Consider the following 16307-nt stretch of genomic DNA (forward strand, 5'->3'; position numbering starts at 1 on the left):
AATTCGGCCCGGCGTCATGTGGCCCGGGCCGTCTTCAGCACAATCTTTTCTGCGGCGTTAATCTTACCGGTGTTGCCTCAGGGCTTGGCCAGCAACACCGGCGCCGTCAGTTCAAACTCAAAGCTCTGGCTGCTATCACCAGCACTCACTGTCCACAACAACATCGTAATGCGGCTGGGATCCAGACCTTTCAGCTGCTGCAACGGCACTTCGATTTGTTGAAATGCAGCAGTGACAGTAAAACTGAATTCGGCAGGCCGTTGATTGCCTTCGCTAAACGCCAGCAACCGGTATTGGCTTGCAGTGCCACGCAGCTGAAATTGCAGATGGCTGATACCGCTGAAATCGAGGCCTTGCTGATAGTCTGAGCTCGCCATCCAGGCGACGCCAGCCCAGGGGTAAGCGGCCGTCGCATCAATTTCGCCCTGAACCTTGATCGTGGCGGGGGAGCCTTGCGACTGCAGGCTGACACTGGCGCTGGATTTGCCTTGCATCATCTGGTCACTGCTGGCGACAAACATAGCGCCTTGCTTGGGTATGTCACTTTGACTGAAATCAGCCAAAGCACCGGCGCTGACTGCGGCGCGTTGGGGCGGCGACTTGCTTAAATTCACCGCCCAGCCATTTTTGTACACCTTTGCCTGCAACAGATCGGTGGCCTGGTTCAGCGCAGGGAGTAGCAAAAAGTCTGCCCGATAGCCGACCGCGATGCGACCACGCTGCGGTAAATCAAACGCATCGGCAGGCGCTGCAGTGGCTGCGTGCAGCGCGTCAAAAATGGTCAGGCCAGCCTCCTGCAACAGCGCCACTTCCAGCACCATACTCAGGCCATGATAGGTGCCCGCATTCGGTGCGTCCGTGCCAGCCAGCAGGCGGATGCCGGCCTGGTGCATGGCACGGCTGTTATCGATGAGGTTTTGGTATAAATGTGCCGGGATCCGCGGGTTTTTCGCACCCGCAAGTGCCGCTTTTGCCGCCTGACTGAGTGGCAAGTCTGGGTATTGCAGAAGAATTTGCTGTGCACTGCTGCCGCGAACGGCGGCTTCGTACACCGTCATCGTTGGGATCACAAACACATCCCGTTTTGTTAATTCAGCCAGCAATGTGGCACTGATGCGGGAGTCAAAAAAGCTGTGCACCAGGCCATCAGCACCGGCTTTAACCGCATCTATTGCTGAGACCTGTTCGGCAATATGCACTACGGCTTTCAGTTGTTGCCGGTGCGCGGCGGCGATGACCGCCTGTAGGCTCTGTTGGCTAATTGACGGCATGCTTTTATAAATGGCGCGCTCGGACTGATAGACAATTTTAATAAAATCAGAGCCTTCTGCTTTGCGTGCAGCAACAAAAGCCTCAGCTTCTTCTGGTGAACTTAACACCGGGATCTGCATGCCATATTCAGTGCCATGGCCTTTAGGCGCGGTGACTAATGTCCCGGCGCTCCACAAGTCGGATTGTTGCGCCTGACTGAGGTCTGCACGGCTGGTTTTCAGCTGCGGTAACTGTGCGGCGGCACTGAATAAATCAATGGCGCTGGTCACGCCGAAACTCAGTTGCTGTTGCTGCGCATTGCCCCAGCTATGTACATGGGCATCGATGAGGCCGGGCATTAACCACTGTGGGCTGCCGTCTGGGTTTTGACTGTCGACAACAGGCGCGTCAGTGTCTGGTCGCTCTGCACTGATACTGTGGATCACCCCTTGCCGCACTTCGATATATTGCGGTTGCGGCAGCTGCGTCTCGCCATCAAACACCTGCACCGGCCCGAGCACAAAGCTATTGGTCAGGGATTGCGGCTCTGGCAGCAGCAGGAAGAAGGCGCCAAGGGTTGCCACTGCGGCGAGGCTCAACCAGCTGTTTTTGCTCATACTAATACTCATGCTGTGCTCCTGGCGTTTAACGCCGGTCATGGCTTTGTGCCTGAAAACGCCGAGTGGCCAGCCAAATAAATACCAAGCTATAGACAACCAACACCGCCACATTGACCCAGAATGGCTCGCCACGGTCTTTACCGATGACGGCATAACCGAGCTGGCCCAGGTGATAGCTGGGTAACACTAACGCCAGCTGTTGCAGTGCTGTTGGCAGCATCTGCAGCGGCAACCAGAGGCCACCTAAAAATGCCAATGGCAGATAAATCAAGTTGATAGTGGCGGGGGCTGACTTGGCCGACAGGGTTAAGCCCAGCGTCAAACCCAGCAGGCAAAACGGGATAGTCCCCAATAACAACACCCCCGCCAGTTGTAGCCATTGGCTGGTATACAGCCGCACGCCCGCAATAGCTCCGGCACAGACAAACAGCAGCAGAATAATCAGCAGTGCCAGCAGCAGACAGGACAAGGTTTTACCAAATAACCAGCTGCCAATCGGTGCCGGTGATATTTGTTTTAGCGTCAGCCAGCCTTGTGCCCGCTCAGTTGCCACATTGGCGCCAAAGTTAAACAGCGCCGGGCCCATCACGCCAAAAGCGGCATAAGACACCAGCAGATACTCCGCATGCTGGCCTTTTGACAACATCACGCCAAACAACAGGTAAAACAGCACCGGAAAGGCCAGACAAGGCAGGATAAAACCCGGCGTACGCCACAGGGTTTTCAGGTCCATTTCTGCTTCGGTTTTATACAGCGCGACGCGCTGCGACAAGCTTAACCAGGGACTGTTCATCAGTGTGTCTCCTTGTTGGTTTGGGTGAGCTGTAAAAAGGCTTGTTCCAGGCTGGCGGCGCTGACGGTTAAATCGCCAAGCTGCGGGTCTTGTTGCAACAGTTGCCGCAAGCAATCTTCGACCTGGCTGCTGCTGATCTGCACTTGTTGATCTGCCAGAGGCAACACCGCGCTGACGCCGGGCAACTGTTGCAGGGCGGTTAGCGGCAGGAAGCTGCGACAGCGGATCTGGCGCTGGCTAAGTCCGGCTTTCAGCGCGGTCGGGCTGGTGTCGGCAATAAATTGGCCGTCTTTGAGCAGCAGAATGCGATCGGCCAGCGCATCGGCTTCTTCGAGGTAATGGGTGGTCAGCAGGATACAAAGCCCGTCAGCGCGGGCAGTGCGGATTAGCTGCCAGAAGCGCTGGCGCGCTTCGACATCCATGCCGACGGTCGGCTCATCCAGAAACAAAATCTTCGGTTGGCCTAATAACGCCAGCGCCAGCAGCAATGATTGACGCTGACCGCCGGACAAACTGCTGCAGCGCTGCTGCAAAAAGCTCTGCAGGCCAAAACGTTCGATCAGCGTCTGCAGGTCAAGCGGCGCTGGATAATAAGCGCTGAATAAGCGCAGCTGTTCGATGGCTGTGAGCTGGCCCGGCAAACTGGCTTGCTGCAGCATCACGCCGAGCTGACCGCTTAACTGCGGATCGCGGCGGATTTGCATCGGCGCCTGGCCGAGGATGTTAATCTCGCCTTGTTGTTGACTAAGTAGCCCCAGCATCAGCTGGATCAAGGTCGTTTTGCCGGCACCATTGGCACCGAGTACCGCAATGATTTCACCGCCATACAAGTCGGCGCTGAGCTGCTGCAGCACCGGCACTTGGCCATAGCTGTGGCTGAGTTGGCGGATACGGATAAGGGGGTCGTTCATCGTAGGACACTCCTGTCGGGTAGATGCGGCTATTGTGCGGCGGCAGTAAGTGCTGCGGCAGGGCGCGGCGTCATCAGGCTGTGGTGACATTTGTCACCGCTGATCAAAAAAGTTGGTAGCGCCGTACTTGAAAAAGAATACTTGCGCCTTTATGTACCGTTCGGTAAGTTAATTAAGCCGCTGGCAACTTTGCCGCATCGATTGCCTCCACGCCTCTGAACCAAGGAAACAACATGAGTGATTTATTCAGCCCGTTTAAACTCGGCGCCTTAGAACTAAACAACCGTATTCTGATGGCGCCGCTGACGCGGTGTCGCGCCGATGCCGACCACGTGCCGACGCCGATCATGGCGGACTATTATGCGCAGCGCGCCAGCGCGGGTCTTCTCATCGCCGAAGCGACGATGGTGGCTGAAGGCAATTCAGCATTCTGGCGGGAGCCGGGGATTTATTCGGCCGCACAAATTCAGGGCTGGAAGCAAGTCACTGATGCGGTGCATGCCAAAGGTGGCAAGATTGTGCTGCAGATTTGGCATGGTGGCCGCGCTTGTCATCCAGCGCTGAACAATGGCAATACACCGGTTTCTGCGGCGGCAGTTGCCATCGAAGATACGGTCCATACGCCAGAGGGCAAATTGCCATATACAGTGCCACGGGTGCTGGCCGATGAGGAAATCCCAACCATTATCGCCCAGTTCCGTCAGGCCGCTATCAATGCCCGCGAGGCCGGTTTTGATGGCGTTGAAGTGCATGGTGCCAACGGTTATCTGCTGGACCAGTTCCTGCGTGACGGCGTGAACAATCGCAGCGGTCGTTATGGTGGTTCACTGGAAAACCGCAGCCGTTTGCTGCTGGAAGTTGTGGCAGCAGTGGTAGAGGTATGGGGTTCTGATCGCGTCGGCGTGCGGATCTCTCCACTCAATAGTTACAACAGCATGGTCGATTCAGATCCGGTGGCGTTAACCCGGCATGTGGCTGCCGCATTAAACCCGTTTAATCTGGCCTATTTACACCTGATGCGGGCTGATTTCTTCGGTGTGCAGCAAGGCGATGTCGTTACAGCCGCCCGCGAGGCCTACCAGGGCAACTTAATTGGTAATATGGGCTATCAAAAAGCGGAAGCGGAGCAGGCACTGGCCAGTGGTCAGCTGCAGGCGGTGGCGGTCGGTGCAGCCTTTATCGCCAACCCGGATTTGGTGGAACGCTGGCAACAAAACTGGCCGTTAAGCGCGCCGGACCAAAGCACTTTCTATACGCAGGATGCCAAGGGCTATAGCGATTATCCGGCTTATCAGGGCTGAGTTCGTCAGTACTCACTTCTTAAAATAACGGCGGTACAAATCCGCCGTTGTTTTGTCCGCTGTAAATTAATTGCAAATTATCCGGTTGCAGAGCTTCTCAGCACAAGGCCGGATGTTTTATCTTGCTGCTAACTTCTGCTACGCGGATCAACCCGATGACCGATTTTATTGAAATCTATGATGACGCTTTGAGCCCTGAACTCTGCCAGGCCATCATCAACACTTTTGACCAGAGCCCGCATCGCACGCCGGGCCGCACCGGTGGTGGGGTCGACCCGAGCAAAAAAATCAGTACTGATTTGTACCTCAATGACCACGCCGAATATCAGGCGCTGTTGCAGCAAATCATTGCTGTTACTGGCCAATATGCCGAGCAGTATTTCCGCAAATATCATTTTGCGCTGATTGCGCCAGTGGCGCTGACGATCCAGCACCCGGTAACCGGTGAGCCGGTCAATCTGACCCATGAAAACTATGCTGAGCTTGGCGAGGCACGCGCCGGCGATTACATGCGGTTGTTATACCGGCTGGGGCCGATCCAGGCGCAGAAATACGAAGCGGGCAAGGGCAATTACAACTACTGGCACTGTGAAGTGTATCCGCAGGCGCCGCTGAACGAGCCGCTGCACCGCACATTGTTGTTTATGTTTTATTTAAATGATGTGGCCGAAGGCGGCCAGACCGATTTCTATTATCAGCAGAAATCGATCCAGCCCAAAGCCGGGCGGATGGTCATCGCGCCGGCGTACTTTACGCATACCCACCGCGGCTGTATTCCGGTGTCGAATGACAAATACATTCTGACCAGCTGGATCCTGCTGCAACGCGCCGAGCATCTGTACGGGCAATAAATACAGCGGCGCCAGCCGGTCGTCCGGCTGGCAAGCGATATGACGTTAACCGGCTGGCCGGATCATCTTCAGATGCGGAATGTCGTCTTCCAGATAAGGTTCGCTGGCGGCGACAAAACCCATACTTTCGTAAAAACGCTGCAGATAACATTGCGCTGAAATGTACAGGTCTAACTGCGGCCACTGTTCGCTGGCAACAGCGATTGCTTTGGCGACCAGCAATTCACCGAGGCCGAGCCGGCGCGCTGTTTGTGCCACGCAAACCCGACCCACTGCCGGATGGTCCGGATAACTGACTCCGGGCGGCAGCACCCGACTGTAACCGAGAATTTTGTCTTGTTTCTTCAACAGGATATGCAGCACACCCGGTTGTAAATCTTTACCGTCCAATTCAGGGTAAGGACAGTTTTGCTCCACGACAAATACGTCGACCCGCAGCTGTAACATGTTGTATAGCGTCAGGCTGTCTAACTGCTCAAAAGGTACAATGTGCCATTCCATCATCGGTGGGGTTTGCCTCTGTTGCCGCGCAGGGATATCTGCACTATACCAGAGCACACCCCGCTCTGTGAGCCTCTGCGCCGGCAACTTTTGTCGCATCTATACCAGACCGGGCATTCCCTCAGTACCGGGTTGTCATACAAATGTCGATGGGATGTCGCAAAACTGTCGATGAATCGTCACTTGGCTGACATCTGTAAAAGCTCTAATACCGGCGGAACTTTTTTGAACCGTCATTGCTGGAGCAGTCATGCAGAACAACAAGTTAGAATTCGATAATAGCGGCATCGATCCGCAGACCAACTTTTCCGACAACCCGACGTTCAGCGATATCGTCGCCACCCGTCGCGGTTTTTTAAAAGGTGGTATTGCCGCCGCTGTGGCTACCGTGTTTGGTGGCACCCTGGCCGGCTGTAACAGCGAAACCAAAGCGCCGCTGACGTTACCTGAAGTGATGAAACCAGCCCCAGTGCTGATGAATTTCGCTGCCATTCCGACCAATCGTCTGGATAAAGTGACAGTGCCGCAAGGCTACACCGCCCGCGCATTCTTACCAATGGGCACGCCGCTGACCGGTGCCTATCCGGCATACAAAGAAGGCGGTTTGAATACCGGTGCTGAAATGGAACAGCAAGTGGGCGCGCACCACGATGGCATGCATTTCTTCCCGCTGGATGCCCGTGCCGATGGCAAAAATAGTGTTGAAGGCTTGCTGGTGTTTAACCATGAATACGTCGAGCCAGCCACTTTGCATCAAAACGGTCCAACTGCCGCACCGCGTCCAGCCGATGAAGTGCGTAAAGAAGTTGCTGTGCACGGTGTCACCGTCGCTCATATCAAAAAAGATGCCACTGGCCAGTTCCAACTGGTACAGGGCAGCCCATTGAATCGTCGTATCACTGGCGCCACGCCAATGGAAATGGCAGGTCCAGCGCGTGGTGATGCCAAGCTCGTGACGAAATACAGCACAGACGGCACTCGGACCCGTGGCACCTTAAACAACTGTGGCAATGGTTACACGCCATGGGGTACTTATTTAACTGCCGAAGAAAACTGGGCTGGTTATTTTATGAATGCCGACGTGGCTCAGCCGCGTGAACATAAACGTTACGGCGTAGCCACCAAAAACGGCCGTTATAGCTGGGAAACTGCTGATAACGCCGCTGATCAGTATCAACGTTTTAACGCGTCAACTATCGCAGCTGATGCGAACCGTGACTATCGCAATGAGCCAAATACCTTCGGCTGGATTGTGGAAATCGACCCGTTTAACCCGGACAGCGTGCCGCAAAAACGCACTGCAATGGGCCGGTTTGGCCATGAGGGCGTGGTGTTCCAGCCACCAGTCGAAGGCCAACCAGTGGTGTTCTACTCAGGTGACGATTCAACCTTCGAATACATCTACAAATACGTATCAAAAGCACCATATTACAAAGCAACCGCCGGTGGTCATCTGCTGAATGAAGGGACACTGTATGTGGCCAAATTCAATGCGGACGGCAGCGGTGAGTGGTTAGCGCTGGACTTTAACTCAGAGAAATTCCGCGCCGCAGCGCTGGCGAAAAACGTTGAGTTTGTCAGCCAGGCCGACGTGTTAATTAACACCCGTTTAGCCGCTGACGTGGTTGGCGCGACGAAGATGGACCGTCCGGAGTGGGGCGCTGTACACCCGACGACCGGCGAAGTGTATTTCACACTGACCAACAACACGGCCCGCACTGCTGCACAGGTGGACAATGCCAACCCTCGCGCCAACAACGCGACAGGTCATATCATTCGCTGGCGTGAACGTCAGCAGCCACAAGCGCTGTCGTTTGACTGGGATATCTTCCTGCTGGCGGGTGATGTGGGCACGGAAACACCGGGAACTGGTCTGAAACTGACGGCGGATAACCATTTGGCGAGCCCGGACGGCCTGGCTTTTGATCACAACGGCCTGCTGTGGATCCAAACCGATATGAGCGGCTCGCAACAAGGTTCTGGTCCATTTGGTAACAACCAGATGGTCGTTGCGGACAGCAAAACCCGTCAAATCAAACGCTTCCTGGTTGGCCCTATTGACTGTGAAGTGACGGGGATCAGCTTTACACCAGATATGAAGACGATGTTTGTCAATATTCAGCACCCGGGTGACCGCTCGACTGTGACGAAACTCACGTCAACCTGGCCTGCGAATGACGCAACCAGCCGGCCACGTTCAGGTACTGTTATTGTGACGAAAGATGATGGCGGCGTGATTGGTTCGTAACCATTGCTGCTGACAGATTGAAACTGAATGGCCGCCGAACAGCGGCCGTTTTTTTTCGGCTGATGCAGAAATAAAGCCGGACCAATCTGCGATACAGCGCTATCTGCGACCGGGTGTTTTGCCGTATAATCTGCTGGTTTTTTCTGCGCCTCCGGTGCAGTTGTGATTGTCCTGTCAGAGTGTGTTGCCATCAATTGAAAAAAGTCCTGTTCCGTATCGCTATTTCCAAACTGCTGCTGGTCGCGGTGTTACTGCTGTCGTTGGCACTCAGTTACATTCCCGATCAGGCCTACCACAACCCGGCTGCTGATATTGCCCAACAAAATTTCCATGTCATTGAATTTAACGACGACGGTGAGCCGCATCAGCCGGCACAGCTGGCTGGTCTCAAAGCCCGCATCAGCCAAAGCAGTGCCAAACCTGAACTACTGATTTTCATCCATGGCTGGCATCACAGTGCCGCCCCCGACGACGAAAACTTTATTGCGTTTCAGCAGTTTTATCAGCAAATGGCGCAGTCGGATGCGCAGCGCAACCTGATAGGTTTGTATGTGGGCTGGCGCGGCGACAAGTTTGACCCGCTGTGGCTGGATGGCTCGACTGATGCCACCAGCCAGGTCGAAGCCTTGGATTTCCCCACCATTTTTCAGCGCAAATCAGTGGCCCGGCGTATCGGTCAAACCGGATTTTCTGCGCTGCTGGACGAGCTGGATGGCTTAGTCAACGCGGGGCAGCTGCAACGCTACACAGTTTTAGGTCATAGCTTGGGCGGTGCGGTTGCGCTGCATGGCAGTAAAGATCGTATCAGCAATGCGATTAAGGCCGGCCAGGATAATCCCAATCTGTTTATTTTGTTAAACCCGGCTGTACGCGCCAGTGAATACCGGCCGATGGATGAGCTGCTGAGTGTTGACCGGCAAAAACCGGCGATGGTGGTGTTGCAGTCCAAAGGCGATTACGCCTTAAAAGAAGCCTGGAACTGGTTGCGTGACGGTGAACGTGTGATGGGCAATTCCTGGGCTATCACCCATGACATAGACCGCTGCGTCAATGGTGATTGTGCCATCGCACTGAATATTCCCAAGGCGTTGGCAGAGCACGATGCGACGCCGGGCTGCATGATGACGTTACCGAAATCGGCGTGGAAAATCCGGGCCCGGTTGCAGGCACGACGCACAGTACAAACCTGCGGAGATGCCAATATGCAAGCGGTTTGGGTATTGGCAGTGTCTGACGATATTATCAGCGGTCACAATGGCATTCTGACGCCGGGCCACGCCGTGGCGCTGTCAGAAGTGATGGCAAAAATCGATTTACACCGCAACCAGCTGCCGCTGGTGCAGCGTCAGGTTGAGCAGGCCGAACACCAGGCCGAAGCGCTATTGGCAGTACCGGGCGACACTGAACTGGCAACCGCCGCTGAACATTGACTCCATGTAGGGTGCGTTGTAAAACGCACCGCTCGGACCATTATTCAGAACAACAATAAAATGCAATTAATGCATCAAAATCAACACGGTTCCGCCAACGGTCAACGCTGCACCCAGCCAGGCTCCGGCGGCGGGCCGGCGTTTATATACCAGCCATAACAGCGGTAATACCAGCACCGGGCTGACTGACGACAGCATGGCGACCAGACTGGCATCGCCGAGTTTCAGCGCCTGCAAGATCAGCGTCATGCCAATGACCATCGACAACAGCGCATTGAAGGCGACCATGCCAAGGACTTTTTTGGTCATCGGCAGATAAGTCCGCGCCACTTTAAAGCCGAGCCATAACAGCACTAAGTGACACAGCAGTGCTGTGGTCATCCGCACGGCCGAAGCCGCGATGGCGTCAATGTCCGTTTCCATCAGCGGTTTGAGCATCAGCGTCGAGACGGCCTGACATAAAGCCGACAATAATCCCAGGCCAATGCCAATACCGAGCTGATGATTAGATGTTTCCCAGTGATGTTGTTCGCTGGCTCTTTTGCCAAATAAAATCGCGCACATCACGCCGCTGACCAGCAAACCGGAGCCAATCAGCGTCCAGCCCCACAGCGTTTCGCCAAGAAACAGATAGGCCAGCACCGCAGAAAATAACGCGTGTGTCGCAAAGAGCACGCCTGCACGACGCGGCCCCAGCCGGTTCATTGAGGCAAAGAGGGCGGTGTCGCCAATCAGAATACCGATGATGCCGGATGCTGCCAGCAGCCAGAGTTGGTCCGCCGGCAATGTCTGCCAGCTGCCGCTGTACAGGGCCACTGACCATAACAACAAACTGGCGAATGTCATCCGCCAGCGGGTAAAAGCAAAGGCGCCCAAATGTGCCGATGCCGGCGCCGAAATTAAACTACCAACCGCCCAACACAACGCCGCGGCCAGTGCCATCCATTCAAAATTCACAGCTGTTCCTAATTATCAAATAAGCCGGAAGACAGATAACGATCACCCCGATCGCAGATGATGGCAACGATCACCGCGCCCGGGTGTTGCTCAGCCAGCCGGATGGCGGAAAAGACCGCACCGCCGGAACTGACGCCGGCACAAATGCCTTCTTCGCGTGCTAAGCGCCGCGTGGTGGCGACCGCATCGGCCTCACTGACATCCAGCACTAAATCGACGCGGCTTTTCTGATAAAAACCCGGCAGATAAGCTTCCGGCCAGCGCCGGATCCCCGGAATAGAGCTGCCTTCCGCTGGTTGTAAACCAACGATCTGGATCGCCGGGTTTTGCTGTTTCAGATAGGTAGAAACGCCCATAATGGTGCCGGTAGTGCCCATGCTGGAGACGAAATGCGTGACCAGCCCCTGGCTTTGTTGCCAGATCTCAGGCCCGGTGCCGGCAATATGCGCGGCCGGATTGTCGCGGTTGTTAAACTGGTCCAGCACCTTGCCTTTGCCCTCAAGCTGCATCTTCAGCGCTAAATCGCGTGCGCCTTCCATGCCCTGCGCTTTGGTGACCAGAATCAGTTCGGCGCCATAAGCCTGCATCGACGCTTTGCGCTCGGCAGTGGCGTTGTCCGGCATGATCAGCACCATGTGGTAGCCTTTAATCGCTGCTGCCATCGCCAGTGCGATGCCGGTATTGCCGCTGGTCGCTTCGATAATGGTATCGCCGGGCTGAATATCACCGCGCGCTTCGGCGGCATTTAGCATATTCAACGCCGGTCTGTCCTTGACGGACCCCGCCGGATTATTGCCTTCAAGCTTTAACAAGACAGTGCTTTGCGTATGGGACGCCATGCGTTGCAGTCGCACCAGTGGCGTCTGGCCGACATAATCGGCAATGGTCGGAAAGTTCGGTTCAGCAGAGAGAGACATCTGGGGCTCCGGCGCGGGAAAGTGGCGCTATTGTAGCGGAAATCACCAGCGTTGGAACGCTGTGTCGCTAGCATTGTTCCTGTTTACGCATGGCTCCGGTCGAGCGCTCTGACGCATCACTGTAGCACCGAAAGCATTGCACAGGCTGCTGGCGCCGCGTGTAAAAATGACTTCTCACAGAGACTGGAAAAAGTGGTGCAGAATTGATAGTGTTTTGCTCTTTTTTTACATAATTCCAATAAAAATAACAGGGAGTTACTGGATGACACGGAAAACATTATTGGCATTAGTCGTCAGTACCGCTTTTGCCCAGCATGTTTCGGCTGCGATACCTGATATTGCCGCTATTGCGGCGGCAGGTGATTTACCACCTGGCGGTTATCGGCAAGATTTGCAAGATGGGCAGTTGCGGTTGGTAGAACCAGAGCGTTACCTGGTGCAATTAGAAACAGCCGCTTTGTATTCGCAATTGGAGCAGGAATTACGGGCTCAACAGCCGATCCAGCTCGCGCCTGAGCAATCGCTCAGCAGCGACAGCTGGCAACAATTGAGTTTCAGCCAAATCAATGCTGCTCAGGCTCGCCTTCAGAATGAACAGCAGCTGGCCAAAATACAAATCCAGAGTCGTTTTCCACAGGCCCGTGTCACCGGTCAATTCAGTCAGTTAGAAAATGCGTTAACCGTGACCCTCACAGCGCCCGACAAGCAACAACTTGCACAGCAAATAGCGCAACTCCCAGGGGTGAAAACGGTTTATCCGGAGCAGTTAGTCAGGGCTTTTTTAGCGCAAAGTGTGCCTAAAATCGAAGCGCCTAAAGTTTGGGAGATGCAACGCGAGGGCCTGCCGGTCAAAGGCAAGAATATCAGGGTGGCTGTGTTAGACACAGGTGTGGATTATAGCCACGAGGCATTAGGTGGCTGTTTCGGAGCAGGCTGTAAAGTTGCTGGGGGTTACGATTTTGTCGCCAAAGACAATGACCCGATGGATGTGCACGGTCATGGTACGCATGTGGCATCTATTATCGCCGGTCAGTCTGCAACTATCACCGGTGTAGCGCCTGAAGCCAGTATCTACGCCTATAAAGTGCTGGCTGACAATGGTTATGGCAGCTCTTTTGACATTATTTCGGCGTTAGAAAAAGCGGTAGATCCGGATGGTGATCCACAGACCCGCGATGGTGCGCAGATCATCAATATGAGTCTCGGTAACGATGGCCGTGATGCCAATGATCCGCTGGTGGTTGCGGTGAACAATGCGGCAAAAGCTGGCGCTTTAGTGGTGGTCGCAGCTGGAAACTCGGGTCCTAATTTAGAGTCGCTAGGCTCGCCAGGTATCGCAGCTGAAGCTTTAACAGTGGCCAATACTTCAAAAACCGATGACGTGTCGTTCGACAGTAGCCGGGGGCCCGGCGTTGCTGGCGCGTTGCTGAAACCTGAAATCGCAGCGCCCGGCAGCAGTATTTACGCGGCGATTCCTGGCAATAAGTATGAGTATAAAAGTGGTACCAGTATGGCAGCGCCGCATGTTGCCGGTGCTGCCGCTTTGTTACTGCAGGCGGAGCCAACATTAACAGCACTGCAGCTCAAGCAACGACTGGTGCAGAATACAGACCCGCTGAAGGAATCATTCTGGGACCATGGTACTGGCCGGTTAAATGTGCTCAAAGCAGTGCGTGGTCAAGTTGCTCTGGATCAGAATGCGCTGTATCTGGGGCTATTAAATAGTGCAGATTTCGCCAAGCAGGGAACGCGCCGTTTCAGTGTCCAAAATAGCTCAAGCCAAGCCATTGAATTAAATCTAAAAACGACTGGGACACCAGTGTTTTTAACCGCCACTTTAAACAACGCAGCCATCAAGTTAACACCGGGTGAGACGAAAGAGATCGAGCTCAGCTATCTGGTTGATTCGTCAAAAATCCCTGAGAATCCACCCGGAAATGCGGTCCACCAGTTCAATATTGAATTGACCGGAGGCGCTCATATCCAAAACCTGCCGGTGATATTGGATCATTACTTTTTGTTTAAGCTGAATTTGGCCAGTTCGATAAATTCGGTAGGGATTTACACGCCGAAGTGGGCGAGAGTCGCTTCCCGCTACAACTTGTGGGGGCAATCCAGTGTCAACCTGCGGTTGACAGACAAAACGATTCACCTGCGGGCAGATGCTGCTGCACCACCGAGTGCGTTAATGCCTGATGAAACGAAAAATCTGTTGGTTATGCGCGATAACTGGATTTTTCGTACCGATATCGATGTGTTAGCTACACCGGAAATCACGGTTTCGAATACTGACATTAAACATCGTTTAAGACTCAAAGCCCCAACTAAAAATGGCGCGCCGTTTTGGGCCGGTGATTCCAAGAAATCGTTTGGTTCTGTATCGCTTTCTGATGGTGAACAATTGGTGAGCGGTTTTACGTTCTGGCGGGATTGCCGGACACTTTGCGAAACCCAGCCGCCTGCAGAGGTGTATCTAAGCGACGTGCCAGCCAGCTTTAACCTGCATAGTCAGCAGCAACTGTTGTTGTCAGATACCATGCCACAGCAGTTGATTATGGCGAGTTACCGTTTTAATCCACCGCTACAGACACAAGACCTGGAGATGGACTTTACTGAGCAAAATCTGGTGCGGTTGCGCAAGCAAGCTGAAAAACCGGGTCATTCGTTTGTGTTGGGTGCAGCAAGTGGCACAGAACTGGCTGGGCAGCTGGACTTGAGGATCTGGCAGAAATCGATTGGCCTCGATGCCAACGAGATACCGAACAGCAGAATACATTTTGTCGATTTGACAAAAAGTGGTGCATCAACCACAACCCAGCACTGGCGATTGACGGAAGATGGCAAACTGCAAAAATTCCGTTGTAAGGCAGAGTCATGCAGTTATACAAAATTGTCTGATCTAGAGCTGATCTACAGTTCTGAATCCCGTGAGTTGTCTTTTGATAACAATTTGCGTTACCTGACCTCCCCATTGCAGGTCAGTGCAGATGGGCTGTGGATCAAACCAAGACACCGTGTCACTGACTTATATTACGGCAACAATATATTTAATGACTTATGGCAAAACGATGTGCTGGCATATACCCAGATTAAAGCCAGCCATCAGTGTGGCCCGCAAGCCAATTTGCTGAACGAGTTCAGAGCGAATCTCTGGTATGACGGCGCTAACGCCGCACATTTTCGAACTGACCTTATTCAGCCATATGATTGCAAAGAAAATGCTGTCTATCTGAAGTATCCGCTGGATGGCCGTGACACACAGGGGCTGCTTGGCGAAGTCCGCTTCGATCAACTAAAAGCCGGTTTAGAATCGCCTTACTTTGTCGATTTAGCCACTTTCAACCGCACGAAACGTGGTGACACTATCAGCCGGATTGATAACAAATTCAGTGTCGAAGTTGCCTCGAAACAAGATCCGGTGAAAGAGTTTAAAGTCCTGCTAAAAACCAAAGATGGCGAATGGAAGCTGGCATATCACGGTTATAACGCTGGCGTGCATCAGTTCCCGTTGCCGCTGCGTGCCGGTGAGCAGTGGCTGGACCTGCGTCTGCAAGTGATCACGCAATCTGGCAATCAGTTGCTGAATACCATGCCTGAAGCGCTGCGTTTGGGTGCCAACGCCGGTGGCGATAACGATGTCGACAGCGACGGGATCCTCAATAGCACTGACACGGATAACGACAATGATTCAGTGCCTGATGCCAACGATGCCATGCCATATAATCCATCAGAAACCTTGGATTCTGATCAGGATGGCCTTGGCAATAATGCTGACCCGGACGACGACAATGATGGTACACCGGATGTCAGCGATGCCCTGCCGTTAGACCCAAAAGAAACTTTGGACACTGACAAAGACGGCCTCGGCAACAACGCTGATCCAGACGATGACAACGACGGTGTTGCTGATACTGCCGACGCCTTCCCGTTAGATCCAAAAGAGACCACAGACACCGACAAAGACGGCATCGGCAACAACAGTGACCCGGACGACGACAATGACGGTGTTGCTGATACTGCCGACGCCTTCCCGTTAGATCCAAAAGAGACCACAGACACCGACAAAGATGGCATCGGCAACAATGCTGACCCAGATGACGACAACGACGGTACACCGGATGTCAGCGATGCCTTCCCGCTGGATCCAAAAGAAACGCTGGATACCGACAAAGATGGTATTGGTAACAATGCGGATCCGGACGATGACAATGACATTGTCGCGGATTCGGCTGATGCCTTCCCGTTAGATGCAAACGAAACACTGGACACCGACAAAGACGGCATCGGCAACAACGCTGATCCAGATGACGATAATGACGGCGTGGCTGATGGCAGCGATAAATATCCGCTGGATGCCAGTCGCAGCAGCGACCCGGTGACGCCGAATGCCGGCAGCTCAGGTTCGGGTGGTGGTGCCGGTTTAGGGTTACTGCTGTTTGGCTTACCACTGCTGGCCTGGCAACGCCACTATCGGCATAAAAAACAACATAATCCGGGTTAGTGACAAGAGCCAGTCGGTAAGTTGAT

At 54.0% G+C, this 16307-nt stretch carries 11 protein-coding genes; 5 read left to right on the forward strand and 6 right to left on the reverse strand.

All coding sequences use genetic code 11. The annotated features are described in order from the left end of the window. Positions 1-77 precede the first annotated feature (77 nt). The 3 genes from ACQ66Q_RS16640 to ACQ66Q_RS16650 are packed head-to-tail and all read right to left on the reverse strand — an operon-like array spanning position 78 to position 3575. Positions 78-1880 (reverse strand): amidohydrolase family protein, encoded by a 1803-nt coding sequence (locus ACQ66Q_RS16640; protein ID WP_430457821.1) that lies wholly within the window; start codon positions 1878-1880, stop codon positions 78-80. A gap of 16 nt (positions 1881-1896) precedes the next feature. Then, the gene (locus ACQ66Q_RS16645; protein WP_430457822.1) at positions 1897-2664 is read right to left on the reverse strand and encodes an ABC transporter permease; all 768 of its coding nucleotides are present in this window, start codon (positions 2662-2664) and stop codon (positions 1897-1899) included. Further along, complete coding sequence (locus ACQ66Q_RS16650; RefSeq protein WP_430457823.1) at positions 2664-3575, reverse strand: ABC transporter ATP-binding protein; 912 nt, start codon at positions 3573-3575, stop codon at positions 2664-2666. Before ACQ66Q_RS16650 ends, ACQ66Q_RS16645 begins: the two co-directional genes overlap by 1 nt. A 233-nt stretch (positions 3576-3808) precedes the next feature. On the opposite strand from ACQ66Q_RS16650, the gene ACQ66Q_RS16655 reads away from it, so the two are divergent. Together ACQ66Q_RS16655 and ACQ66Q_RS16660 are read left to right on the forward strand one after the other, a co-directional pair. Then, positions 3809-4876 carry an alkene reductase gene (locus tag ACQ66Q_RS16655; protein WP_430457824.1) on the forward strand — a complete coding sequence of 356 codons (1068 nt, stop codon included), beginning with the start codon at positions 3809-3811 and terminating at the stop codon, positions 4874-4876. A 155-nt stretch (positions 4877-5031) separates the two neighbouring features. Continuing rightward, complete coding sequence (locus tag ACQ66Q_RS16660; protein WP_430457825.1) at positions 5032-5727, forward strand: 2OG-Fe(II) oxygenase; 696 nt, start codon at positions 5032-5034, stop codon at positions 5725-5727. A gap of 45 nt (positions 5728-5772) precedes the next feature. Here ACQ66Q_RS16660 and ACQ66Q_RS16665 read toward each other — a convergent pair whose 3' ends face one another. Further along, positions 5773-6231, reverse strand: coding sequence for a GNAT family N-acetyltransferase (locus ACQ66Q_RS16665; RefSeq protein WP_430457826.1), 459 nt, complete (start codon positions 6229-6231; stop codon positions 5773-5775). A 247-nt stretch (positions 6232-6478) separates the two neighbouring features. Between ACQ66Q_RS16665 and ACQ66Q_RS16670 the strand changes: the two genes are divergently transcribed. Next, on the forward strand, positions 6479-8476 hold the full coding sequence (locus ACQ66Q_RS16670; RefSeq protein WP_430457827.1) for a PhoX family protein: 1998 nt from the start codon (positions 6479-6481) through the stop codon (positions 8474-8476). A gap of 194 nt (positions 8477-8670) precedes the next feature. After that, positions 8671-9906: a hydrolase gene (locus tag ACQ66Q_RS16675; protein ID WP_430457828.1), complete on the forward strand. Its 1236-nt coding sequence runs from the start codon at positions 8671-8673 to the stop codon at positions 9904-9906. A gap of 66 nt (positions 9907-9972) precedes the next feature. On the opposite strand, the gene ACQ66Q_RS16680 is transcribed toward ACQ66Q_RS16675, so the two are convergent. Both ACQ66Q_RS16680 and cysM read right to left on the reverse strand, forming a co-directional pair. Beyond that, complete coding sequence (locus ACQ66Q_RS16680) at positions 9973-10863, reverse strand: DMT family transporter (protein ID WP_430457829.1); 891 nt, start codon at positions 10861-10863, stop codon at positions 9973-9975. A gap of 8 nt (positions 10864-10871) precedes the next feature. Beyond that, positions 10872-11780, reverse strand: a complete 909-nt coding sequence (cysM, locus tag ACQ66Q_RS16685) for a cysteine synthase CysM (protein WP_430457830.1) — start codon at positions 11778-11780, stop codon at positions 10872-10874. 262 nt (positions 11781-12042) lie between these two features. Between cysM and ACQ66Q_RS16690 the strand changes: the two genes are divergently transcribed. After that, positions 12043-16281: a S8 family serine peptidase gene (locus ACQ66Q_RS16690; RefSeq protein WP_430457831.1), complete on the forward strand. Its 4239-nt coding sequence runs from the start codon at positions 12043-12045 to the stop codon at positions 16279-16281. The last annotated feature ends 26 nt before the right edge of the window (positions 16282-16307 follow it).

It is taken from the genome of Rheinheimera sp. (assembly GCF_965283995.1).
GTDB lineage: Bacteria > Pseudomonadota > Gammaproteobacteria > Enterobacterales > Alteromonadaceae > Pararheinheimera.